The sequence below is a fragment of the Pseudomonas sp. 14P_8.1_Bac3 genome (assembly GCF_025466085.1).
In the GTDB taxonomy this organism is placed as follows: domain Bacteria; phylum Pseudomonadota; class Gammaproteobacteria; order Pseudomonadales; family Pseudomonadaceae; genus Aquipseudomonas.
In genome coordinates, this window is sequence record NZ_JANLOD010000019.1 from 13,698 (window position 1) to 36,441 (window position 22,744).

General features: G+C 62.5%; 21 protein-coding genes. 6 read left to right on the forward strand and 15 right to left on the reverse strand.

From position 1 onward, the window contains the following. Nucleotides 1-12 precede the first annotated feature (12 nt). From NTD84_RS06795 to NTD84_RS06810, 4 genes are all read left to right on the forward strand, one after another. Complete coding sequence (locus NTD84_RS06795; protein ID WP_262164200.1) at nucleotides 13-1,314, forward strand: OprD family porin; 1,302 nt, start codon at nucleotides 13-15, stop codon at nucleotides 1,312-1,314. Between the two features lie 243 nt (nucleotides 1,315-1,557). After that, the gene (locus NTD84_RS06800; protein WP_262164201.1) at nucleotides 1,558-2,376 is read left to right on the forward strand and encodes an NAD-dependent epimerase/dehydratase family protein; all 819 of its coding nucleotides are present in this window, start codon (nucleotides 1,558-1,560) and stop codon (nucleotides 2,374-2,376) included. A gap of 44 nt (nucleotides 2,377-2,420) precedes the next feature. Then, on the forward strand, nucleotides 2,421-3,308 hold the full coding sequence (locus NTD84_RS06805) for an SMP-30/gluconolactonase/LRE family protein (RefSeq protein ID WP_262164203.1): 888 nt from the start codon (nucleotides 2,421-2,423) through the stop codon (nucleotides 3,306-3,308). Between the two features lie 32 nt (nucleotides 3,309-3,340). Then, nucleotides 3,341-4,213, forward strand: coding sequence for an aldose 1-epimerase (locus NTD84_RS06810; protein WP_262164205.1), 873 nt, complete (start codon nucleotides 3,341-3,343; stop codon nucleotides 4,211-4,213). Here NTD84_RS06810 and NTD84_RS06815 read toward each other — a convergent pair. The 13 genes from NTD84_RS06815 to pedF all read right to left on the reverse strand — a co-directional run bounded on the left by NTD84_RS06815 (nucleotide 4,210) and on the right by pedF (nucleotide 17,787). After that, nucleotides 4,210-5,937, reverse strand: a complete 1,728-nt coding sequence (locus NTD84_RS06815; protein ID WP_262164207.1) for a NahK/ErcS family hybrid sensor histidine kinase/response regulator — start codon at nucleotides 5,935-5,937, stop codon at nucleotides 4,210-4,212. The genes NTD84_RS06810 and NTD84_RS06815 overlap by 4 nt on opposite strands. After that, nucleotides 5,921-7,084 (reverse strand): alcohol dehydrogenase-like regulatory protein ErcA, encoded by a 1,164-nt coding sequence (gene ercA / locus NTD84_RS06820; protein ID WP_262164208.1) that lies wholly within the window; start codon nucleotides 7,082-7,084, stop codon nucleotides 5,921-5,923. The genes NTD84_RS06815 and ercA overlap by 17 nt, the downstream gene beginning before the upstream one ends. Nucleotides 7,085-7,303: 219 nt before the next feature. Continuing rightward, nucleotides 7,304-8,446 carry a pyrroloquinoline quinone biosynthesis protein PqqE gene (gene pqqE / locus NTD84_RS06825; RefSeq protein ID WP_262164211.1) on the reverse strand — a complete coding sequence of 381 codons (1,143 nt, stop codon included), beginning with the start codon at nucleotides 8,444-8,446 and terminating at the stop codon, nucleotides 7,304-7,306. Further along, nucleotides 8,424-8,666 carry a pyrroloquinoline quinone biosynthesis peptide chaperone PqqD gene (gene pqqD, locus NTD84_RS06830; protein ID WP_262164314.1) on the reverse strand — a complete coding sequence of 81 codons (243 nt, stop codon included), beginning with the start codon at nucleotides 8,664-8,666 and terminating at the stop codon, nucleotides 8,424-8,426. Before pqqD ends, pqqE begins: the two co-directional genes overlap by 23 nt. A 26-nt stretch (nucleotides 8,667-8,692) precedes the next feature. Next, on the reverse strand, nucleotides 8,693-9,445 hold the full coding sequence (gene pqqC, locus NTD84_RS06835; RefSeq protein ID WP_262164212.1) for a pyrroloquinoline-quinone synthase PqqC: 753 nt from the start codon (nucleotides 9,443-9,445) through the stop codon (nucleotides 8,693-8,695). 123 nt (nucleotides 9,446-9,568) lie between these two features. Next, nucleotides 9,569-10,483, reverse strand: a complete 915-nt coding sequence (gene pqqB / locus NTD84_RS06840) for a pyrroloquinoline quinone biosynthesis protein PqqB (protein ID WP_262164213.1) — start codon at nucleotides 10,481-10,483, stop codon at nucleotides 9,569-9,571. Nucleotides 10,484-10,538: 55 nt separating this feature from the next. Continuing rightward, nucleotides 10,539-10,610, reverse strand: coding sequence for a pyrroloquinoline quinone precursor peptide PqqA (gene pqqA, locus NTD84_RS06845; protein ID WP_003253598.1), 72 nt, complete (start codon nucleotides 10,608-10,610; stop codon nucleotides 10,539-10,541). Nucleotides 10,611-10,863: 253 nt separating this feature from the next. After that, nucleotides 10,864-12,384, reverse strand: a complete 1,521-nt coding sequence (locus tag NTD84_RS06850; RefSeq protein WP_262164215.1) for an aldehyde dehydrogenase family protein — start codon at nucleotides 12,382-12,384, stop codon at nucleotides 10,864-10,866. Between the two features lie 369 nt (nucleotides 12,385-12,753). Next, on the reverse strand, nucleotides 12,754-14,529 hold the full coding sequence (locus tag NTD84_RS06855) for a PQQ-dependent methanol/ethanol family dehydrogenase (protein WP_262164216.1): 1,776 nt from the start codon (nucleotides 14,527-14,529) through the stop codon (nucleotides 12,754-12,756). 207 nt (nucleotides 14,530-14,736) lie between these two features. Then, the gene (locus NTD84_RS06860) at nucleotides 14,737-15,669 is read right to left on the reverse strand and encodes a quinoprotein relay system zinc metallohydrolase 1 (protein ID WP_262164218.1); all 933 of its coding nucleotides are present in this window, start codon (nucleotides 15,667-15,669) and stop codon (nucleotides 14,737-14,739) included. A gap of 16 nt (nucleotides 15,670-15,685) precedes the next feature. Next, entirely contained in the window at nucleotides 15,686-16,447 is a 762-nt protein-coding gene (locus tag NTD84_RS06865) for a quinoprotein dehydrogenase-associated SoxYZ-like carrier (protein WP_262164220.1), read from the reverse strand. Next, complete coding sequence (locus NTD84_RS06870) at nucleotides 16,444-17,322, reverse strand: substrate-binding periplasmic protein (RefSeq protein WP_262164222.1); 879 nt, start codon at nucleotides 17,320-17,322, stop codon at nucleotides 16,444-16,446. Before NTD84_RS06870 ends, NTD84_RS06865 begins: the two co-directional genes overlap by 4 nt. Before the next feature lie 3 nt (nucleotides 17,323-17,325). Then, a complete protein-coding gene (gene pedF, locus NTD84_RS06875; RefSeq protein WP_262164224.1) occupies nucleotides 17,326-17,787 on the reverse strand; it encodes a cytochrome c-550 PedF in 462 nt (153 codons plus the stop codon). Nucleotides 17,788-18,041: 254 nt separating this feature from the next. Between pedF and exaA the strand changes: the two genes are divergently transcribed. Together exaA and NTD84_RS06885 are read left to right on the forward strand one after the other, a co-directional pair. Then, on the forward strand, nucleotides 18,042-19,934 hold the full coding sequence (gene exaA, locus NTD84_RS06880; RefSeq protein WP_262164226.1) for a quinoprotein ethanol dehydrogenase: 1,893 nt from the start codon (nucleotides 18,042-18,044) through the stop codon (nucleotides 19,932-19,934). A gap of 144 nt (nucleotides 19,935-20,078) precedes the next feature. Beyond that, nucleotides 20,079-20,720, forward strand: coding sequence for a pentapeptide repeat-containing protein (locus NTD84_RS06885; protein WP_262164228.1), 642 nt, complete (start codon nucleotides 20,079-20,081; stop codon nucleotides 20,718-20,720). Nucleotides 20,721-20,846: 126 nt separating this feature from the next. Here NTD84_RS06885 and NTD84_RS06890 read toward each other — a convergent pair whose 3' ends face one another. Both NTD84_RS06890 and NTD84_RS06895 read right to left on the reverse strand, forming a co-directional pair. Further along, nucleotides 20,847-21,485 carry a response regulator transcription factor gene (locus NTD84_RS06890; protein WP_262164230.1) on the reverse strand — a complete coding sequence of 213 codons (639 nt, stop codon included), beginning with the start codon at nucleotides 21,483-21,485 and terminating at the stop codon, nucleotides 20,847-20,849. After that, entirely contained in the window at nucleotides 21,482-22,744 is a 1,263-nt protein-coding gene (locus NTD84_RS06895; RefSeq protein WP_262164232.1) for a HAMP domain-containing sensor histidine kinase, read from the reverse strand. Before NTD84_RS06895 ends, NTD84_RS06890 begins: the two co-directional genes overlap by 4 nt.

A 22,744-nucleotide genomic window follows, 5' to 3' on the forward strand; every position in this document is an offset into this window, starting at 1 on the left:
GGAGCGTCACCCGTGAGCAAGCTCGTCCGCAATTCCTCCGTCTGCACCCCTCGCCCCACTTTTGTCCGCCGTAACACCCTGAGCCTGATCGGATGCAGCAGTCTGGCCGTCCTCGCCCTGCCCATGACCAGCCACGCCGAAGGGTTCGTCGATGACGCCAAGGCCACGCTGAACCTGCGCAACGCCTACTTCAACCGCAACTTCACCAACCCGGCCTACCCTCAAGGCAAGGCTGAAGAGTGGACACAAAACTTCATCCTCGATGCCAAGTCCGGTTTCACCCAGGGCCCGGTCGGTTTTGGCATCGATGTACTCGGCCTGTACTCGCAGAAGCTCGATGGCGGTAAAGGCACGGGCGGCACGCAACTGCTGCCGATCCACGACGACGGCCGCCCGGCGGACAACTTCGGTCGGATGGGCGTGGCGCTCAAAGGCAAGGTGTCGAAAACCGAATTGAAAGTCGGCGAATGGATGCCGGTGCTGCCGATCCTGCGCTCGGATGACGGCCGTTCGCTGCCGCAAACCTTTCGCGGCGGGCAGATAACGTCCACCGAAATCAGCGGCCTGACGCTGTATGGCGGCCAGTTCCGACAAAACAGCCCGCGCAACGATGCGAGCATGGAAGACATGTTCATGAACGGCAAATCCGCGGCCTTTACTTCGGACCGTTTCAACTTCGGCGGCGGTGAATACACGTTCAACGACAAACGCACCCAGGTCGGCGTCTGGTATGCCGAACTCAGCGACATCTACCAGCAACAGTATTTCAACTTGAGCCACAGCCAGCCGATAGGCGACTGGACCCTCGGCGCCAACCTCGGTTACTTCATTGGCAAGGAGGACGGCAGTGCCCTGGCCGGCGACCTCGACAACAAGACCGCGTTCGCCATGCTCTCCGCCAAATACGGCGGCAGCACCTTCTACGTCGGCCTGCAAAAACTCACAGGCGACGATGTCTGGATGCGCGTCAACGGCACCAGCGGCGGCACCCTGGCCAACGACAGCTACAACTCCAGCTACGACAACGCCAAGGAGAAATCCTGGCAGTTGCGGCATGACTACAACTTCGTGGCGCTGGGCATTCCCGGCCTGACCATGATGAACCGCTACATCAGCGGTGATAACGTCCACACCGGCGCAATCACCGACGGCAAGGAATGGGGCCGTGAATCGGAACTGGCCTACACCGTGCAGAGCGGCCCGCTGAAGAACCTCAACGTCAAATGGCGTAACGCGAGTATCCGCAAGAACTTCAGCACGAATGAATTCGACGAGAATCGTATTTTCGTCAGCTACCCGATTTCGTTGTTGTAAGGCGTCCCCTGTAGGAGCGAGCATGCTCGCGATGAACTCAAGCGCGCCGCGTTTACTCTGGACGCACGCGCTATCGTTAACGACCATCGCGAGCAAGCTCGCTCCTACAGGGAAGGTGCGAGACCCTCTGTCAATTTCCAGCAAAGTCGCGTTGACAACACCCGGAAACCCTAACGATACTTTGCGACAGTCGTACGACAACCTACAACAAATTCAATAATGCATCTGCGTCCAGGAACTGCCATGACCACCACGCCCAACGCTCCTTTCAACCGCCTCCTGCTGACCGGTGCCGCCGGCGGCCTCGGCAAAGTGCTGCGCGAACGTCTGCGGCCTTACGCCAATGTGATTCGCCTGTCGGACATCGCCGACATCGCGCCGGCCATGGATGACCGCGAGGAAGTGGTGATCTGCGACCTCGCCGACAAACAGGCCGTGCATCAACTGGTCGACGGCGTGGACGCGATCCTGCATTTCGGCGGCGTGTCGACCGAGCATTCGTTCGAAGACATTCTCGGCGCCAATATCTGCGGCGTGTTCCACATCTACGAAGCCGCCCGCCGTCACGGCGTAAAGCGCGTGATCTTCGCCAGCTCCAACCACGTCATCGGCTTCTATAAGCAGGATGAAGTGATCGACGCCCACTCCCCTCGCCGTCCGGATAGCTACTACGGCTTGTCCAAGTCCTACGGCGAAGACGTCGCCAGTTTCTACTTCGATCGCTACGGCATCGAGACGGTCAGCATCCGCATCGGCTCTTCGTTCCCGGAACCGCAAAACCGTCGCATGATGAGCACCTGGCTGAGCTTCGGCGACCTGACCCAGTTGATCGAACGCGCGTTGTACGCGCCGAACGTTGGCCACACCGTGGTCTATGGCGCGTCCGACAACAAGAACGTCTGGTGGGACAACCGTTACGCCACCGCCCTGGGTTACGTGCCTCAGGACACTTCCGAAGTGTTCCGCGAAAAAATCGAAGCACAGCCGATGCCCGCCGCTGATGATCCGGCGATGGTTTACCAGGGTGGTGCATTTGTCGCGTCCGGCCCGTTCGGCGACTGAACCGCCGTGGTGACCACAACAAAAACCCAAGGGAATGACTCGCCATGCCAGCCGAATTGATTGTCGATGCCCGCAACACAGTCGGTGAAAGCCCGGTCTGGGTCCCCGAGGAAAACGCTCTGTACTGGGTCGATATTCCGGCCGGGGGTTTGCAGCGCTGGAGCGCCGACAGCGGTTATGTCGAAGCCTGGACCGCGCCGGAAATGCTTGCCTGCATCGTGCGTCAGGATGACGGCAGCTGGGTCGCCGGGATGGAAAGCGGGTTCTTTCGGATTCGGCCGCACAACGACGGCAGCCTCGACACTGAGTTACTGGCGCAGGTCGATCACGCCCGCACGGACATGCGCCTCAATGATGGTCGGTGCGACCGTCAGGGGCGTTTCTGGGCCAGCAGCATGGTGCTGAACATGGGCGCCAATGCGGCGACCGGCGCGCTGTATCGCTATAGCGCCGGGCAACGCGGTCCCATCGAGGCGCAACTGCGCGGTTTCACCGTGCCCAACGGCCTCGGCTTCAGCCCGGATGGGCGGACGATGTACCTGTCCGATTCGCATCCGCTGGTGCAGAAAATCTGGGCCTTCGATTACGACATCGACAGCGGCACGCCGTCCAACCGGCGACTGTTCGTCGACATGCAGCCGTTGCCCGGTCGCCCCGATGGCGCCGCGGTGGATGCCGACGGTTGCTACTGGATCTGTGGCAATGACGCCGGGCTGATTCACCGGTTTACGCCCGAGGGTCGCCTCGACCGTTCCCTGGCCGTGCCGGTAAAAAAACCGACCATGTGCGCCTTTGGTGGCAGTCGCCTGGACACGCTGTTCGTGACCTCGATCCGTCCTGGTGACGACCAGGATCCGCAGTCGCTGGCGGGCGGCGTGTTCGCCCTCGAGGCCGGCGTGAAAGGCCTGCCGGAACCGCGTTTCAACCACTGATTGACTTTGCCTCATTCCTATTGCGGGTCAACATGACATCAACACTGCTCGAACTCGAAGACGAATTCACTCACCTCACATTGGCCCCGGAGATCGGCGGCAGCATCGTCAACTGGACGGTGCGCCACACCGGGCAACCGTTGCTGCGGCACAGCGATGCCCAAGCCCTCGACACCGGTCTGCCGGGCAAACTCGGTTGCTTCCCGTTGGCACCCTGGTCCAACCGCGTTTCCGACGGTGGTTTTGATCGCCCGGACGGCTGGCTCGCCCTCGAACCCAACAGCCTCACCGACCCGTTGCCGATTCACGGCAGCGCCTGGCAACAACCCTGGCAAGTGATTTCGCAGAGCCGTGGCGAAGTCGTCCTGCAACTCGACAGCATCAAACCCTTCGCCTACCGCGCCCGGCAACGCTTTCACTTGAGCGCGGGCAAGCTGAGCCTCGAATTGCACGTCACGCACCAGGCCGAGCGCGCTGCATGGCATGGCCTGGGGTTGCATCCGTATCTGCCGCGGACCGCAGGCACAAGGTTGCAGGCGAACGCTGATCAGGTCTGGCTGTGCGATGCGTCCAGATTACCGACGCGACTCGCTTCGTTGCCTGCCGACTGGAATTTCCAGTCGATCAAAACCCTGCCCGACACACTGGTCGACAACGGCTTCTGCGGCTGGGATGGCCACTGCCTGATCCAGCAACCGGACCTCGGCTATGAACTGGATTGCCAGGCCAGCGGCAGTGACTTCTTCCTGCTCTATTGCCCGGTCGACCTGCCTTTTTTCTGCGTCGAACCGGTCAGCCATCCGGTCAACGCGCACCACTTGCCCGGTCGTCCGGGGCTGGTGTTGCTGGAGCAAGGTCAATCCGCGGCGGTGGGTTTCAGCTGGCAGTATCGCGCGCTCGTCTAGCCCAGCATCTGGCTCAACACCGCGCGCAGCTTGCCGGGCTTCACCGGTTTGTTCAGCAGCGGCGCGTCGAGCCGCTGCAATGAACGTCGGCACTGATCAGTACGATCGGCCGTGATGATCACCGCCGGAATCGTCCGGCTGAAATGCTCGCGCAAATGCCGAACCACTTCGCAGCCGACCACCCCGTGATCGAGGTGATAGTCCGCCAGGATCAACTCCGGTGCATGGCCCTGCAACGCAGTCAGCGCCGAGGCTTCATCGGTGGCCGTGACCACTTCGCAGCCCCATTGCCCGAGCAACGCGCTCATGCTTTCCAGGATGCTCACCTCATTGTCCAGCACCAGCAGGCGCCGGCCCGGCAACGGGTTGCCCGTACCCGGCTGGGGCACCGCAAGACTGAGGGGCAACGGCACTTCCTCGGAGATAGGCACATCGATGCTGAACATCGAACCGCGGCCGGGCAGCGAATGCACCTGGATCCGGTAATCGAGGATCTTGGCGATGCGCTCGACGATCGCCAGCCCCAGGCCAACGCCCTTGCGGTCGGCGGCGCGGCCGACATCCAGTTGATTGAATTCGAGGAAAATCGAATCGAGGCGATCCGCCGGGATGCCACGCCCGGTGTCCCAGACTTCCAGGCGCAGGCGGTCGCCACGACGGCGGGCGCCGAGCAGGATGGTGCCCTGGTCGGTGTAGCGGCAGGCGTTGCTGAGGAAGTTGCGCAAGATGCGAGTCATCAGCCGCAGGTCGGTGCGAATGGCGTAATCGCCCATGTGCGCGCGCAATCGCAAGCCGGCCGCTTCAGCCACCGACTGGAATTCCGACACCAGCGGCCCGAGTAATTCGTCCAGGCGGTATAGGGCGACGTCGGGCCTGACCGCGGCCTGATCGAGACGGGAAATATCCAGCAAGTCGGTGAGCAGGTCTTCCGCGCCTTCCAGGGCCTGGTGGGTGCGCTCGACCAGCACCTGCTCGACCTCCGGCAACCGCCGCTCGCGCAAGGTCGAGATCAGCAAGCGTGCGGCGTTCAATGGCTGCAACAGATCGTGACTGGCGGCGGCAAGATATTTGTCCTTGCTGCGATTGGCCGCTTCGGCGGCGTCGCGGGCATCGCGCAAGGCTTCGGCGATCTGCTTGCGCTGGGTGATCTGCTGTTGCAGGTTGCGATTGGCCTCGAGCAATTCATTGGTACGCGCGGTGACCCGCTGTTCCAGTTCGTCATTGAGCTGTTGCAAGCGCTGCTGGGCCAGTTTGCGTTCGGTGATGTCTGCGACAAAGCCTTCCACCAGCCCTTCCTGATCGGGCTTGAGCAACAGGTTCATCAACACGTCGAGGCTGCTGCCGTCCTGGCGGCGCAATTGTGTTTCGTAGCCGTGCAGGCTGCCTTGGTGGCGGAGGATTTCGCCGATGTTTTCCAGCTCCTGCGCACCGCCGACAAACAGGTTGCTCGCCAGGTCCGCCAGGGAAAACAGCACTTCCTGCGGGTTTTGATACCCCAGCATGCGCGCCAGCGCGGGGTTGGCCGCGCGCATCCCTTCCTGCAGGCTGGCCTGGAAAATCCCGTGCACAGCGTTTTCAAACAGCCATTTGTAGCGATTGCGCTCGGCTTCGAGTTCGTCGAGGCGCGCGTTGAGTTCGGGGTAATGGCTTTTGCGCGCCGAGTGGCTGCTTAAACCGAGTAACCCGGCCAGTGCCCGTTGCTGCTCGTCAGAGGGCTTCGCCATAGACGACCTCGACGTCACGCTGACTGGACTCGCGCGGATTGGTCAGGATGCACGGGTCGTGCATGGCGTGTTGCGACAGGAACGGAATGTCCGCCGTGCTGACCCCGTGCAAGCCAAGGGTTTCGTGGAAGCCGATGGCGTGCTTGAGAGCGATCAGGTGTTCAACCAGACGCCCGCAGATCTGCCGGTGATTGAGGCCACGGCAATCGATGCCGAACGTCTCGGCGATCACCTTGAAACGTTCCGGCGCCGAGCTGTAGTTGAACGCCACCACGTGTTCCACCAGCACCGCGTTGCACAAGCCATGGGGCAGGTCCAGGAAACCGCCGAGGCTGTGGGACATGGCGTGCACCGCACCGAGGATCGCGTTGGAAAACGCCAGCCCGGCCTGCATGCTGCCGAGCATGATCTTCTCGCGCAGGGCGATGTCCGTCGGGTTGGCGATCATCTGCACCAGATTGCCATTGATCAGGCGCATGGCTTCCAGTGCATGGGGGTCAGTCAGCGGCCCGTGCCCGGTGGAGACGAAGGCTTCGATGGCGTGCACCAGCGCGTCGATGCCGGTGCAGGCCGACAGGAACGGGTCCATGCTCAGGGTGGTTTCCGGGTCGATCAGCGATACGTCCGGCACCACCGCCTTGCTGACGATGGAAAATTTCATGCGTTCTTGCTGGTTGGAGATGATCACGAATTGCGAGACGTCCGCCGAGGTGCCGGCGGTGGTCGGGATCAGGATCAGCGGCGGACTGGGCACGCGGACGGTGTCCACGCCTTCGAACTCAAGGATGCTGCGACCGTGGGCGACGACGATGCCGATGCCCTTGCCGCAGTCCATCGGGCTGCCACCGCCGACCGCGACGATCACGTCGCAATGGTTTTCCCGATACAGTTCGGCGCCGAGCATGACTTCCTCGACCCGTGGGTTGGGCGAGACGTCGCTGTACAGGACGTAATCGATGCCGATGGCTTGCAGGCTGGCTTCGACATCGGCTACCCAACCGGCGGCAATCACCCCGGGATCGCTGACCACCAGGACCTTGCGCGCGCCAAAGGTCTTGGCGTAATTGCCGACGTTGTGCCGGCAACCGGCACCAAAGATGATTTCAGGCGAAACGAATTTACGCAGCTGGCTGAGACTCTGGCTCATTGGAAAGCCTGTTTTTTATTGTTTTGAAAGGTAGAGCCACACTAACCCATCCGGTGGTGAATGCAATCAGACCAATGGCTGGGTGCACTCAACCCGCTTCACCGCAGTTCCCTGTGGGAGCGAGCCTGCTCGCGATGACGATGTGTCAGCTACTTTCACTGTTGGATGTGCCGGCCCCATCGCGAGCAGGCTCGCTCCCACAGGGATTTGGGGTGTTGGTTATCCGCGGTAGATCAGGCGAGATGCCTTTTCGTTGCGCAGGGTCAGGTGCTCCATCCCCTGCCCCGGCGCATCTGCCTCTGCGCGGGCCTTGAGGATGACGCCGTGATGCGGCGATTTGCTGCACACCGGGTCGGCATTCTCTGCATCGCCCGTCAGCATGAACGCCTGGCAGCGGCAGCCGCCGAGGTCCTTGTGTTTTTCATCGCAGGAGCGGCACGGCTCCTTCATCCAGTCATCGCCACGAAAGCGGTTGAAGCCAAACGAATCGGTCCAGATGTGCTCGATGCTGTGCTCGCGCACGTTGGGAAACTGCACCGGTAACTGGCGGGCACTGTGACAAGGCAACGCCGTACCGTCCGGGGTGATGTCGAGGAACAGATTGGCCCAGCCGTTCATGCAGGTCTTGGGGCGCTCCTCGTAGTAATCCGGGGTGACGAAGATCAGCTTGCACGCATGGCCCTGGGCTTCGAGCCGCTCGCGGTAGTCGTTGGTGATGCGTTCGGCACGCTGCAATTGTTCACGGGTCGGTAACAACCCGGCGCGATTGAGTTCGGCCCAACCATAGAACTGACACGTGGCCAATTCGACAAAATCCGCTTCCAGCTCCAGGCACAGGTCGATGATGCGGTCGATCCGGTCGATGTTGTGCCGATGGGTCACGAAGTTCAGCACCATCGGATAACCGTGAGCTTTCACGGCGCGGGCCATCGCCAGTTTCTGCGCGAAGGCTTTGTGCGAACCGGCGAGCATGTTGTTGACCGTTTCGTCGGCCGCCTGAAAGCTGATCTGGATATGGTCCAGCCCGGCCACCTTGAAATCGGCGATCTTCTGCTCGGACAGGCCGATGCCCGAGGTGATCAGGTTGGTGTAGTAACCCATGTCCCGGGCGGCCTTGATCAGCTCGGCGAGGTCCTGACGCACCAGCGGCTCGCCACCGGAAAAGCCCAATTGCGCCGCGCCCATGTCGCGTGCCTCGCGGAATACGCGAATCCATTCTTCAGTGCTCAACTCCTCGCCGTGCCGGGCGAAGTCCAGTGGATTGGAGCAATAAGGGCATTGCAGCGGGCAGCGATAGGTCAGCTCCGCCAGCAGCCAAAGCGGCGGTCCCGGACGCGAGTCATTCAATCCAGAATTGGGCATGGGCCACCTCCAGAAACGCCAGCACGTCCTCGTCGATCCCCGGCACGCCGGGGAAACTCGCGGACAACAGATCGATGATGGCCGCCACGCTGCGCTCGCCGTTGACCCGTTCGAGAATCTGCCCGGCACTGGCATTCAGTTTGATCATGCCTTCGGGGTACAGCAGCACATGGCAATCCTGTCGCGGCTCCCACTGCAGACGAAACCCCTGGCGCAGCATCGGCGAGTAAGCCCGTTTGATCAGGCTCACAGGGCGATCCCCCGATGCCACACAGCGTCCCGGGTGACGGTGTGATAAGGCGGTCGTTCCAGTTCGTAGGCCATGCTCATGGCATCGAGCATGCTCCACAGCACGTCGAGCTTGAATTGCAGGATCTCCAGCATGCGTTGCTGGCTTTGGAGCGTGACGTAATGCGCGAGGGTGATGCGCAAACCGTGCTCGACATCCCGCCGCGCCTGGCTGAGGCGTGTGCGGAAGTAGTCGTAGCCAGCGACGTCGATCCACGGGTAATGCGTCGGCCAGGCGTCGAGTCGGGACTGATGGATCTGTGGCGCAAACAGTTCGGTCAGGGAACTGCTGGCCGCTTCCTGCCAGCAGGCGCGACGGGCAAAGTTGACGTAGGCGTCCACGGCGAAACGCACGCCGGGCAACACCAGCTCCTGGGACAGAATCCGTTCACGCTCCAGCCCCACCGCCTCGCCGAGGCGCAGCCAGGCCTCGATGCCGCCTTCGCTGCCCGGCACGCCGTCGTGGTCGAGCACGCGTTGCAGCCATTCGCGACGCACCTCGCGGTCGGGGCAGTTGGCCAGAATCGCGGCGTCCTTCAGGGGGATGTTCACCTGGTAGTAGAAGCGATTGGCGACCCAGCCCTGAATCTGCTCGCGGGTGGCGCGGCCGGCGTACATGGCTTGGTGGAACGGGTGATGAATGTGGTAGTAGGCGCCTTTGGCCCGCAGCGCGGCTTCGAATTCGCTGGGGGACAGGGGGGTGTCGGTCATTGAGTCTCTCCGGGAAATCTTTGATGTCTGATCCGGCCTCTTCGCGGGCAAGCTCGCTCCCACAGTGTTCTGCAGTGTTCACAAAACCTGTGGGAGCGAGCCTGCTCGCGATGGGGCCATCAGCTACAGCTCAATACTCATGCCGTCATAAGCCACCTCAATCCCCCGCCGCTCCAGCAGTGCCCGCTCCGCGGAGTCTTCATCAAGAATCGGATTGGTGTTGTTGATATGGATCAGCACCTTGCGCTGCCGAGGCAAGCCCTCCAGCACGTCGAGCATGCCACCCGCCCCGCTCTGCGGCAGATGCCCCATCTCACGGCCAAGGCTCTGGCCGACTTCGCACACGCGCATCTCGTCGTCGCGCCACAAGGTACCGTCGAGCAACAGGCAATCAGCGCGCTGCATCCAGCTCAGGACTTCATCGTCGACTTGCCCAAGGCCTGGCGCGTAGAACATCGCTGCGCCGGTGCGCAGGTCTTCGATGAACAGGCCGATGGTGTCGCCCGGCTGCGGGTTGCCCCGGTTCGGCGAGTACGGTGGCGCGTTGCTGACCAGCGGGATCGCGCGAAACTGTAATTGCGGGCAGGCCGCGATGTGGAACGGTTCGCGGTCCAGTCCGATCGGTTGCCACTGCAAGCCGCTATTCCAGTGCCTGAGCATGTTGAACAGGGGAAAGCCGCTGCTCAGGTCCTCATGCACCCGCTCGGTGCACCACACCGTATGCGGGCAACCTTCGCGCAGGCTTAGCAGGCCGGTGCAATGGTCGATCTGGCTGTCCATCAGGACCACGCCGGCAATCGCGGTGTCGCGCAAACGACGTGCCGGTTGCAGCAGCGGAAAACTCTCGAGTTGCGCGCGAATGTCCGGGGAGGCATTGCACAACACCCAGTCCACACCCTGGTCACTCAGGGCGATGGACGACTGCGTACGCCGCTGCGCCCGCAGGCTGCCATTGCGCACACCGGCGCACTGCCGGCAGTTGCAGTTCCACTGCGGAAAACCACCGCCGGCGGCGGAACCGAGAACGCGGATGTGCATGGATGATGCTCCGGGAGGCAGGCCCGGCCAACGCAACGGCTGGCCGGGTAAACGATCAACGATTGGCGAAATACATCGTCACTTCGAAGCCAATGCGCAGATCGGTAAACGCGGGTTTAGTCCACATGGGTCAATCCTCTTCTTGTGCCGGGCAATTCCGGTGCAGCCATTAATGCACGGGGCGTGGAAGGCCCGAATGCTACTTTCGAACGAAGGTGTGGGGTGCGTTGGTAGGGGGTGCACGCCGTCATCAGAAACACACAAAACCAATGTGGGAGCGAGCCTGCTCGCGATGAGGCCAGTCCATTCAGCAGTGAATGTCGGACCGCAATCGCGAGCAGGCTCGCTCCCACAGGGGGGGGACAGGCGAGTTTCAGGCTTTAGAAGAACCCCAGCGGATTGATGTCATAGCTCACCAGCAGGTTCTTGGTCTGCTGATAATGGTCGAGCATCATTTTGTGGTTCTCACGACCGACGCCGGATTTCTTGTAGCCGCCGAATGCGGCATGGGCCGGGTACAGGTGGTAGCAGTTGGTCCACACACGTCCGGCCTTGATCGCCCGGCCCATGCGGTAGGCACGGTTGATGTCGCGGGTCCACAGGCCGGCACCAAGGCCGAACTCGCTGTCGTTGGCGATGGCCAGGGCTTCGGCTTCGTCCTTGAACGTGGTGACGCCCACCACCGGGCCGAAGATTTCTTCCTGGAACACGCGCATCTTGTTGTGGCCCTTGAGCAGGGTCGGCTGGATGTAATAGCCGCTGGACAGATCGCCTTCGAGGCGCTCCGCCGCGCCGCCGGTGAGCAGTTCGGCACCCTCCTCCTGAGCGATTTTCAGGTACGAGAGAATCTTGTCGTATTGCTGCTCCGACGCCTGGGCGCCGACCATGGTTTCCGTGTCCAGCGGATTGCCGCGCTTGATCTTGATGATCTTCTTCATCACTTCGGCCATGAACGGCTCGTAGATCGACTCTTGCACCAGCGCCCGCGACGGGCAGGTGCAGACTTCGCCCTGGTTGAAGAACGCCAGCACCAGGCCCTCGGCGGCTTTCTCAATGAACTGCGGTTCGGCGTTCATGATGTCTTCGAAGAAAATGTTCGGCGATTTGCCGCCCAGCTCCACGGTACTCGGGATGATGTTCTCGGCGGCGCAATGCATGATGTGCGCGCCGACCGGGGTGGAGCCGGTGAAGGCAATCTTGGCGATGCGTTTGCTGGTCGCCAGCGCTTCACCCGCTTCACGCCCGAAACCTTGCACGATGTTCAGCACACCGGCCGGCAGCAGGTCGGCGATCAACTCGGCGAAGACCATGATCGACAACGGCGTTTGCTCGGCCGGCTTGAGCACCACGCAGTTGCCGGCGGCGAGCGCCGGGGCGAGTTTCCAGGCGGCCATCAGCAACGGGAAGTTCCACGGGATGATCTGCCCGACCACGCCCAGCGGCTCGTGGAAATGGTAGGCGGTGGTCAGTTCGTTGATCTCGGCGGCGCCGCCTTCCTGGGCGCGGATGCAACCGGCGAAATAACGGAAATGGTCGGCAGCCAGCGGCACATCGGCGTTCAGGGTTTCGCGCACGGCCTTGCCGTTGTCCCAGGTTTCGGTGACGGCGAGGATTTCCAGGTTCTGCTCGATGCGATCGGCAATTTGCAGCAGCACCCGCGAACGATCCTGAGCCGAGGTTTTACCCCAGGCATCGGCGGCAGCGTGAGCGGCGTCCAGGGCCTTGTCGATGTCAGCGGCGCTGGAGCGCGGGAACTCGGCGATGACTTCGCCGGTGATCGGCGAGGTGTTGGTGAAGTATTCGCCATTGACCGGAGCAACGAACTCGCCGCCGATGAAGTTGCCGTAGCGCGCCTTGAAGGAAACGACGGCACCGGGTGTGCCGGGTTGTGCATAGATCATGGTGGGCCTCTGTCTGGGTCGATGCCTGTCGGACCGACAGGCGATGCACCGATACTAGAGAGCCCCGCCGGCCAGACGAATGCGCCGTTGGCAGGAGAGGCTCTCGTTATTTGGTACTGGATTTCACACATTCCCTTGTAGGAGCGAGCCTGCTCGCGATGGACTCACAGGCGCCGCGGGGCGTCAGGCAGCCAGCGTCATCGTTGACGACCATCGCGAGCAGGCTCGCTCCTACAGTTGACGGCGTTCTCCTTGTAGGAGCGAGCTTGCTCGCGAAGAACGCCCAGCCACCGCGGGTATCCAGACAACCCGCGTCATCGTTGGCGACCATCGCGAGCAGGCTCGCTCCTACAGGTTTTGGCGGTGTATTCAGTGTTGGGCCACCAGCTCCTTCGGCAACTTGAACGTCCAGAGCATCCCGCCCTGGTTGAAGTCCTTCACGCGCTTGGCCACTTCACCGCCCCACAGCGGCACCGCGCCACCCCAACCCGAGAGCACCGAAACGTACTGTTCGCCGTCCATTTCCCAGGTCACGGGCGAACCGAGTACACCGGAGCCGGTCTGGAATTCCCAGACCTTCTCACCGGTCTTGGCATTGAACGCCTGAAGGAAGCCTTCCGGCGTGCCTGTGAACACCAGGTTGCCCTTGGTGGTCAGCACCCCGCCCCACAGCGGCGCGAAGTTCTTGTGGCGCCAGACTTCCTTGCCGGTTTTCGGGTCGATGGCGCGCAACACGCCGATGTAGTCTTCGTTCAGCGGTTTGATGGTGAAACCGGCGCCGAGGAATGCCGCGCCTTTCTTGTAGGCGATGCCCTCGTTCCAGATGTCCATGCCCCACTCGTTGGACGGCACGTAGAACAATCCGGTGTCGCGGTTGTAGGCCATCGGCATCCAGTTCTTCGCACCGAGAAACGCCGGGGCGACGAACACCGAGCTGCCCTTGGCCTCGGTGCCTGGCGCACCGGGACGGCTGGCCTCGTTGTAGATCGGCCGGCCATTCTTGTCGAGCCCGGTGGCCCAGGTGATCTTGTCCACGAACGGAAAGCCGCGGATGAATTTGCCGTTGGTGCGGTCCAGCACGTAGAAGAAACCGTTACGGTCCGCCGTCGCCGCCGCTTTGATTTCCTTGCCGCCCTCGGTGTAGTTGAACGAGATCAGCTCGTTGACGCCGTCATAATCCCAACCGTCGTGGGGCGTGCTCTGGAAGTGCCATTTGATGGTGCCGTCGTCAGGATTGAGCGCCAGACGCGACGACGAATAGAGGTTGTCGCCCGGACGCAGGTGCGAGTTCCACGGCGCCGGGTTGCCGGTGCCGAACAGCAACAGATTGGTTTCCGGGTCGTAGTAACCGCCGAGCCACGGTGCAGCGCCGCCGGTTTTCCACAGGTCGCCGGGCCAGGTCTTGCCGGCCTCACCACCGGAAATGCCGTTTTCTATCGCCTTGCCGTCCTTGTAGACGTAACCCATGTGGCCTTCGACCGTCGGACGCGTCCACAGCAAGTCGCCGTTTTTCGGGTCGTAGGCTTCGATCTTGCCGACCACCCCGAACTCACCGCCAGCCACGCCGGTGATCAGTTTGCCGTTGATCACCAAGGGCGCGGCGCTGATCGAATAGCCTTCCTTGTGATCGGCGACCTTCTTGCTCCAGACCACCTTGCCGGTGTCCTTGTTCAGGGCCACGAGCTTGGCGTCGAGGGTGCCGAAGAACACCAGGTCGCCGTACAGCGCGACGCCGCGGTTGATCACGTCGCAGCAAGGGCGGATGTCGTCAGGCAGGCGCGCATCGTATTGCCAGAGCTTCTTGCCGGTGCGCGCATCCACCGCGAACACCCGCGAGTAGGAACCGGTCATGTACATCACGCCGTCCTTGATCATCGGCTGCGCTTGCTGACCGCGTTGCTTTTCGCCGCCGAAGGAGAACGCCCAGACCGGGCGCAGGTCTTTCACGTTGTTGACGTTGAGGGTGTCGAGGGGGCTGTAGCGCTGACCCTGGACGCCCAGACCGTTGGTGACGATCTGCTCCGGGTTCTTGGGGTCCTGGAGAATGTCCTGGTCACTGACGGCGGCCAGTGCCGTGCCGGACAGCAGCATGGCGCTGAGCAACACACTCAGGACGAAGGGTTGGCGACGTGCGGGTTGGGTCATGGCGGCTACCTCTGCGGTTTTTTGTTATACCCGGGAAATTTTCCCGGTCTGGTGCAGATTCTTGAGCGCCACCGCCCTGGCAACAATTGCCCGCAGTGTTGAGATTGCTAGTCCCTTAGTACAGGGTCGGAGGAGATGAACACCAACATGCGCGACCGACACGTCCCCCTGTAGGAGCGAGCTTGCTCCTACAGGGAGGTGCGGTGTTCAGGGGGTGATGTCGAGGCGGGTCATTTGCGCGCGCTCGTAACGCGGGTACAAATGGCTCACGGAGCGAATCAGCTCATAGCGACTCAGGCTGATCGCGGCGAAGCGATCCGGGATGGGGCTGCGGATCATCTCTGCCATGTCGCTGCCTTGGGCGGCACCCTCGCGCAGCAGTTGATCGAGCCAGCCGAGGTAGTCACGCATTTGTTCGAAGGGCTTTGCATCGGTGGCGATCGGGCCGTGACCGGGCACCACCAGCGTCCACGGCAAGCCCTGGAGGGTGGCGATGTCCGCCAGCCACACCGACAGCCCCGGACTGTTGGGCGTGGTCAGCGCCCGCTGGTAAAACACCAGATCGCCGGCAAACAGCACGCCGGTTTTCTGGTCGAGAATAGCCAGATCCGCGCCGGTATGCCCACCCAGGCTCAGCAGTTGCAGATCGTGATTCCCAAATGTCTTGATGCCAGGCGTCAGCGCCTCGGTCGGCAACACCACTTCGGTGCCGCGCATCCAGTCGCCCACCAGCCGGTACATGTTCTCGGCCATCGCATCGCCCTGCTGGTGCAACAGCTCGGTGGTGCCGGCCAACGCACCGATCGGCACATCGCTGAACGCCTGATTGCCCAGCACGTGATCCGGGTGATGATGAGTCAGCAGCACCTCGATCACCGGTTTGTCAGTGGTCGCGGCGATGGCTTTGCGCAGCGCTTCGCCGTAGCGTTTCGATGGCCCGGTATCGATTACCACCACGCCGCGCTCGGTGACGATGAACGCGGTATTGACGATGTTGCCGCCGTTGGTCTTGGCGAAATTGTCGGTGCTGCCCTCCAGCAGCCAGGTGTCTTCGGCGATCTGCCGCGGCTTGAGCACATAGTCGAGGTCGGCCAGGGCCGGCAGGCTCAGGCTCATGAACAACAGCAGCATCCAGCGCATCACGCGCTCCTTGGGGTCAGGGTATGGCCGCATCGAACTCGTTGCCGCTGTTGTCGCGCAGCATCAGGCGCGTCTGCCCTGCCCCTTCGATGTCGAAGGCCAGGCTGGGGTTTTCGCTGACGGCGGGAAACAGTTCGAGGCGGGCCAGCAACTGATCGTGTTGATCACGTAGCTCGGCATGGTTGATGAAAAATTCCGGAATGCCGCCGACCATGCCGTTGTCCATCGGATGCGCCACCTGCACACGCAGGCGGCTGAACTCACCACGGGGGTAACGCCCGCCAAGCACCTCGCCGATATGATCTTCCCAGCCCGGCTGGGTGCGCACCACGCTCGGCGCCGTGCACCCGCCGCCCGCAGCATCGATCAGGGTCGAACCGACATGCCACACCCCATCGCGGGTCTGTACGGCGGCGCGCAACGGCGTGGCCTGTTCGATACGGATGCGGATCGACAGCCACGGCAGCACGCGGTCCAGTGGCTGGAAATCGACAATTTTCGGCAGCGGATTGAGTTCGGCCCAGGCGAGGATTTTCACCACGTCGCCTTTGAACGCACGGGCGTCGATTTCCAACGGGACTTGCCGGGCGTCCTCGGCGAACGGCGGCGCCGACAGTTTGACCCGCTCATCGAACACGAACGGCGCGTCACCGAGCATCTGCTTGTGATAGAAGGCCCACATCACCGACGGCACCGGATCCTTGCCAGGGTCGAGTTGCGCGCCGTGCGCGGCAAACGGCAGCCAGCAGACCAAAAGACAACGCGCTGGCCAGTTCACGGTTGATACATCTCCGGTACGGCATAGCGCAGGCCATAACGGTCATAAATGGCTTTCACCGAACCGTCGAGGATCAAGGCTTCCAGTGCCTGTTCGAGTGCGTAGGCCAGCTGACGGTTGCTTTCGTGCACCGCCATGCCGATCTCCCAGCGTTGCTTGCCCATGTTCGGGTAGGCGTTTTCCGCCAGCGCCACCTGCGGGTCCGCCGCTTCATGCACCTGCCAGTCGATCTCGCCGCGCATGGCCATGACCGCGTCGACTTCGCCCGCCTTCATCGCGGCAAACGCCTGGGGTACGCCGGGATAGTGGCGGGTCATGCTGGCGAGCATGCCGTTGAACACCGACGTCAGGTAGAACGACGGCACACTGTCGACTTCGACGCCGATGGGGTGCTGCTCAAACACCGCGACGCTGCCCACCGATTCCAGCCGCCGACGGTCATACGCGACTTGCCATTGCTCGTTCTGGTACGGGCCGAACATCACCACGTGATCATTTTCCAGCTCGCCGACATCGTTGCGTTTTTGCGCGTAGTCGCGGTCGTACGGCACGCGCATCATCAGGTCGGCCAGTTGCTGTTTGTGCAACTGACTGGCGCGCCAGATGTAATCGCGCAGGTCATCGTCGAGCTTCTCGCCAGCGGGCGCCCAGATCAGCGTCAGGCGTACACCCAGGGCTTTGGCCAACGCCTGGGCGAGTTCGACATCCACCCCTCGCGGCTGGCCGGCGTCTTCAAAACTGTAGGGCGCGAAATCTTTGTAGACCGCCACTTTCAGCTCCCCGGCGGCGATCATTTCGTCATAGGTACGGACCTGCGCCTGCACCGACTGGCAGCACAGCAACACAGCGCTGATCAACACAGCGAGCAGGCGCATGCATCACTCCTCGACGCGAACGGTGTCCAGGTAGGTGCGCACGGCCCACAAGGCTTCCTGACTCAGGTAATCAGCCATCTTCGGCATGTACACCCGGCCATCGCGCACAGCACCGTGGCGCACCCGCTCGACGAACCACTCATCACCGGCATCGCCTGCATCGAGCATGCGCAAATCGGGGGCGATGCCGCCGGACTTGGCCTCCAGCCCATGACAGGCGGCGCAGTTCTGGTTGTAGGCCGACGAGCCGATTTCCACCGCTTTATCGTGTTCCGGAGAAGTACGGTAAGGGTTCACCGCGGCCCAGCCATCGCCATCGACTGGCACGCCGGCGTCCTTGATCGGGGTCAGGCCGTTGGTTTCGACCGCTTGCGGCACCACGTTGCCATGGGCCCAGGCGGAACCTGCACTGATAAAGCCGGCCAGCATCCCGGCCACGAGCAAGGCGTTGCGTTTTGTTGTCATTGTTATGCCCTCAGGATTGCACGCAAAACCTCTTCGCAGAGGCTATGGCAGCCATCTTAGGAAGCGTCTCGCGCAAGCCCCATGCTGCTTTGGTGGCCGCCGCCCAGTACCTTGGTAGTAGGGCTTGTGGCGCACGCCCAATTCACGTGGGGTTTGGGAAGTCTTCCCGGCGATGGCGGGATTTTTTCCGTATTCGCGGTCCCCTCGAACGCACCACCCTGTGCAGGCCAAAACCTCCACTGGGAACTGCAACCATGACAATAAGATCGCTACCCGCCCTTTCCCCCTTGACCCTCGCCGTGCAGGCCTTTGTACTGGTGAGCAGCCTGACCCTAGGCGCACCCGGCTACGCCGCGACCGATCCTGCTCCGGCCACCCGCAACGTAACCTGGGAAGACATTGCCAATGATCACCTGACCACCCGGGATGTCCTGCAATACGGCATGGGCACCAACGCCCAGCGCTGGAGCCCGCTGGCCCAGGTCAATGACAAAAACGTGTTCAAGCTGACGCCGGCCTGGTCCTATTCGTTCGGCGACGAGAAACAGCGCGGCCAGGAATCCCAGGCCATCGTCAGCGACGGCGTGGTGTACGTCACCGGTTCCTATTCGCGGGTATTCGCCCTGGACGCCAAGACCGGCAAGCGCCTGTGGACCTACAACCACCGCCTGCCGGACAACATTCGTCCGTGCTGCGACGTGGTCAACCGTGGTGCGGCGATCTTCGGCGACAAGATTTACTTCGGCACCCTCGATGCACGCCTGATCGCCCTGGACAAGAACACCGGCAAAGTGGTGTGGAACAAGAAGTTCGGCGACCACGCCGCCGGCTACACCATGACCGGCGCGCCGGTGCTGATCAAAGACAAGATCACCGGCAAGGTCCTGCTGATTCACGGCAGCTCCGGCGACGAATTCGGCGTGGTCGGCCAGCTGTTCGCCCGCGACCCGGACACCGGCGACGAAGTGTGGATGCGGCCGTTCGTCGAAGGCCACATGGGCCGCCTGAACGGCAAGGACAGTACGCCGACCGGTGACGTCAAGGCGCCGTCCTGGCCAAATGACCCGACCACCGAAACCGGCAAGGTCGAGGCCTGGGGCCACGGCGGTGGCGCCCCTTGGCAGAGCGCCAGTTTCGATGCGCAAACCAACACCATCATCGTTGGCGCCGGCAACCCCGGCCCGTGGAACACCTGGGCGCGCACCGCCAAGGACGGCAACCCGCACGACTATGACAGCCTGTACACCTCGGGCCAGGTCGGCGTCGACCCGAGCACCGGTGAAGTGAAATGGTTCTACCAGCACACGCCGAACGACGCCTGGGATTTCTCCGGCAACAACGAACTGGTGCTGTTCGATTACAAGGACAAGGACGGCAAGGTCATCAAGGCCACCGGCCATGCTGACCGCAACGGCTTCTTCTACGTGGTCGATCGCAACAACGGCAAGTTGCAGAACGCCTTCCCCTTCGTCGACAACATCACCTGGGCCAGTCACATCGACCTGAAGACCGGCCGGCCGGTCGAGAACGAAGGCCAGCGTCCCGCCAAGCCGCTGCCGGGCGAGACCAAGGGCAAACCGGTGGAAGTCTCGCCGCCATTCCTCGGAGGCAAGAACTGGAACCCGATGGCGTACAGCCAGGACACCGGGCTGTTCTACATTCCGGGCAACCAGTGGAAAGAGGAGTACTGGACCGAAGAGGTCAACTACAAGAAAGGCTCGGCGTATCTGGGCATGGGTTTCCGCATCAAGCGCATGTACGACGATCACGTCGGCACCTTGCGGGCGATGAACCCGACCACGGGCAAAGTGGTGTGGGAACACAAGGAGCATCTGCCGCTGTGGGCCGGCGTGCTGGCAACCAAGGGCAACCTGGTGTTCACCGGCACCGGCGACGGTTTCTTCAAGGCCTTCGACGCGAAAACCGGCAAGGAGCTGTGGAAGTTCCAGACCGGCAGCGGCATCGTCTCGCCGCCGATCACCTGGGAGCAGGACGGCGAGCAGTACATCGGCGTGACCGTCGGTTATGGCGGCGCGGTGCCGTTGTGGGGCGGCGACATGGCCGAGTTGACCAAGCCGGTGGCACAGGGCGGATCGTTCTGGGTGTTCAAGATCCCGAGTTGGGACAGCTCTGTAGCGAAGAAGTAACCCACGGCCATCCACTCCCCCACTGTAGGAGCGAGCTTGCTCGCGATGGTCTCAAGCACACAGCTGGGCACCAGATAGCCCGCGTCATCGTTGACGACCATCGCGAGCTTGCTCGCTCCTACAGGGTTACTACGAGACCTTGTTATGAACTACCTGCCTCTCGTTCTTCTGTTGACACTTACCCAGGCACACGCCGGCGACGACACCCCGCTGATCATCAACGGCTGCACCGTCGCCGAACACAGCCAATGCCCCGGCGCCAACCTCAAAGGCGCCAACCTGAGCAATCAGGACCTGCGCAACATGAACCTCAGCGGCGCCGACCTGCGCGATGCCGACCTTCGCCACGCCCGTCTCGACCTGGCGAACCTGGAAAAAGCCCGACTGCAAGGCGCCAACCTGACCCGCGCCAGCCTGCAGCAAAGCAATGCACGCCTGGCGGATTTCAGCGGTGCAACGCTGATGGCGATCCAGGGCTGGGGCCTGTTCGCCCAGGGTGCGCAATTAGAGGATGCCAACCTCAGCGCCGCCTACCTGCAATTCGCCCGCCTCTCCGGCGCCAACCTGCACAACGCCAACCTGCGCGCGGCGGACCTGGAAATGACCTGGCTGAGCAAGGCCGACCTCAAAGGCGCCAACCTCGGCGACGCCAATCTGCAGGAAGCCAAGTTGGGCGAAAGCAATCTGGAAAACGCCAACCTCAGCGGCTCGCGCCAGCATTATGCGAATTTTCAGGATGCGAACATGGAGGGGTGCAGCGGTTGCCCGACAACCTGGGACAAGTGACTCACTTTGGACATTGTGGGAGCGAGCCTGCTCGCGATGGTCGTCAACGATGACGCGGGAAATCTGACTCCCCGCAGTGTTCTTGCGTCCATCGCGAGCAGGCTCGCTCCTACAAGGGTCGGGGTGTCATCCCGCCTTGCGCACCACGCCCATATCAATCCCCAGATGCACCAGTTCGGCATGGGAACTGACCTGCAATTTGCTCTTGAGCAAGGTCAGGTGGTTGGACACGGTCTTGCTGCTGATGCTCAGCTGTTGCGCAATCACGCGGGCCGGAGTGCCTTTGGCGAGCATCACGAAGATCTCCAGTTCCCGTTGGGTCATGCTCTGCAAACGCGGATCACTGGCGTCCCGTTGTGGGTGACACGCCAGTTGCGTGGCCAACGGCTGTTCGATGTAAGCGTGCCCCGCCAGAATCCGCCGCACCGCCTCGATCAGCACTTCCGGCGCCGAGCTTTTGGTCAAGTAACCCGAGGCGCCCGCCTCCAGCGCCTGGCGCACCAGCGGCAGTTCATCGTGCATGCTGAAAAACAGTACCCGCAGTTGCGGCAACCGCTGACGCAAACGTCGTGTGGTTTCCAGACCGCTGATTCCCGGCAAACCGAAATCCATGATCACCAGGTTTGGCAGCGCTTCCTGAACCCGGATCAGCGCCTCCTCGCCGGTTGCCGCTTCACGCACATCCATCGCGGGCAGCAGCGCCCGCAACAAACTCGCGTAGCCCTGACGGACCACCGCATGGTCATCGACCAGCAGAATATTCATGACACCTCCAAAGGCATGCTCAGGGACAGCGCCCAGCCGGCGCCGGGCCGGCTGATGATGCGTAGCTCGCCGCGCAGGCTGCGAGCCCGTTCGAACATCGAATACAAGCCCACCCCCGGCCGCTGCGGCTGTCGGGCGCCGCAACCGTTGTCACGGATCAGCAAATGCAGATGCGCGCCACGGTGGTGCAGGCGCACCCGCACCTCGCTCGCGTCGGCGTGGCGGGCAACGTTGGTCAGGGCTTCCTGCAACAGGCGGTAGAGGTGGGTCTTGTCCGGCGCGGACACCCGCGGCAGTTGCGCGCTCACCCGCAGTCGACATTCGATCCCCTGGCGCGCCTGCCATTGCTCCACCAGCAAACCGAGCGCTTCGGCCAGTGGCAGGTGCTGCAAGACCACCGGATAGAGGTCGTGCACCAGCGCGCGAAAACCCTGCTGAAGGTGTTCGCAATTGTGCTCCAGCTCGCTCACCGTGCGCGCCACCACAGCGGGCTGATCCGCCACCAGTCGCAGCAGACAGGCCTGAGCACGGATTCCCGCCAGGTATTGGCCGAGGTCGTCGTGCAGGGTTTGCGCCAGATGAGTGCGCTCCCGCTCCTGCACCGCCAGCAACGTCTGGGTCAATTGGGTGTTGTCGGCGCGCGCCTGTTCCAGCGCCGCAGTCATGCGGTTGAAATACGTCGCCAATTGCCGCGCTTCCGGCACGCCTTGCGGACGCAAGCGCACCTTGAGCTGGCCGCCGGAGACTTGCTGCAAGGCGCACAACAAGTCATCGAGCAGACCCATGCCCCGGCGCACGGCCCAGCGGATGGTCAACAGGCTCAACAGCAACGCCAGGCAACAGAGGCTCAGCAGTTGCTGCAGGGAATCCCAGACTTCGTCGATTTCATCCCGTGGGTCGACGGCGATCTGCACACGACGGCCATCCGGCAAATCCAGGAGCCGCGCACGGTGCCGGGCTTCGGCAAACAGCAATCGCCCGAGCCAGGCGTCAAGCCCTTCCTGCACCGGCAGGCTTGCCGCTTCGCCGGGTTCGAGCCAGCGCACCCGCACGTGCCGCAGGCTTTGCGTCAGCCGTGGTTGCAGGCTGGCGGGATCACGCGCGGCGGTTTCGCTCAGGTACTCGACCACCGCCTCGGCGGATTGCAGCTCACGCCCTACGTCTGCCAACGCCTGGTGCATGAGCAATGCCATGCACGCCAGGGTCACGAGGCTGAAGAAACCGCAGACCCAGAAGTTGATCCGCCACAAGGCCGACAC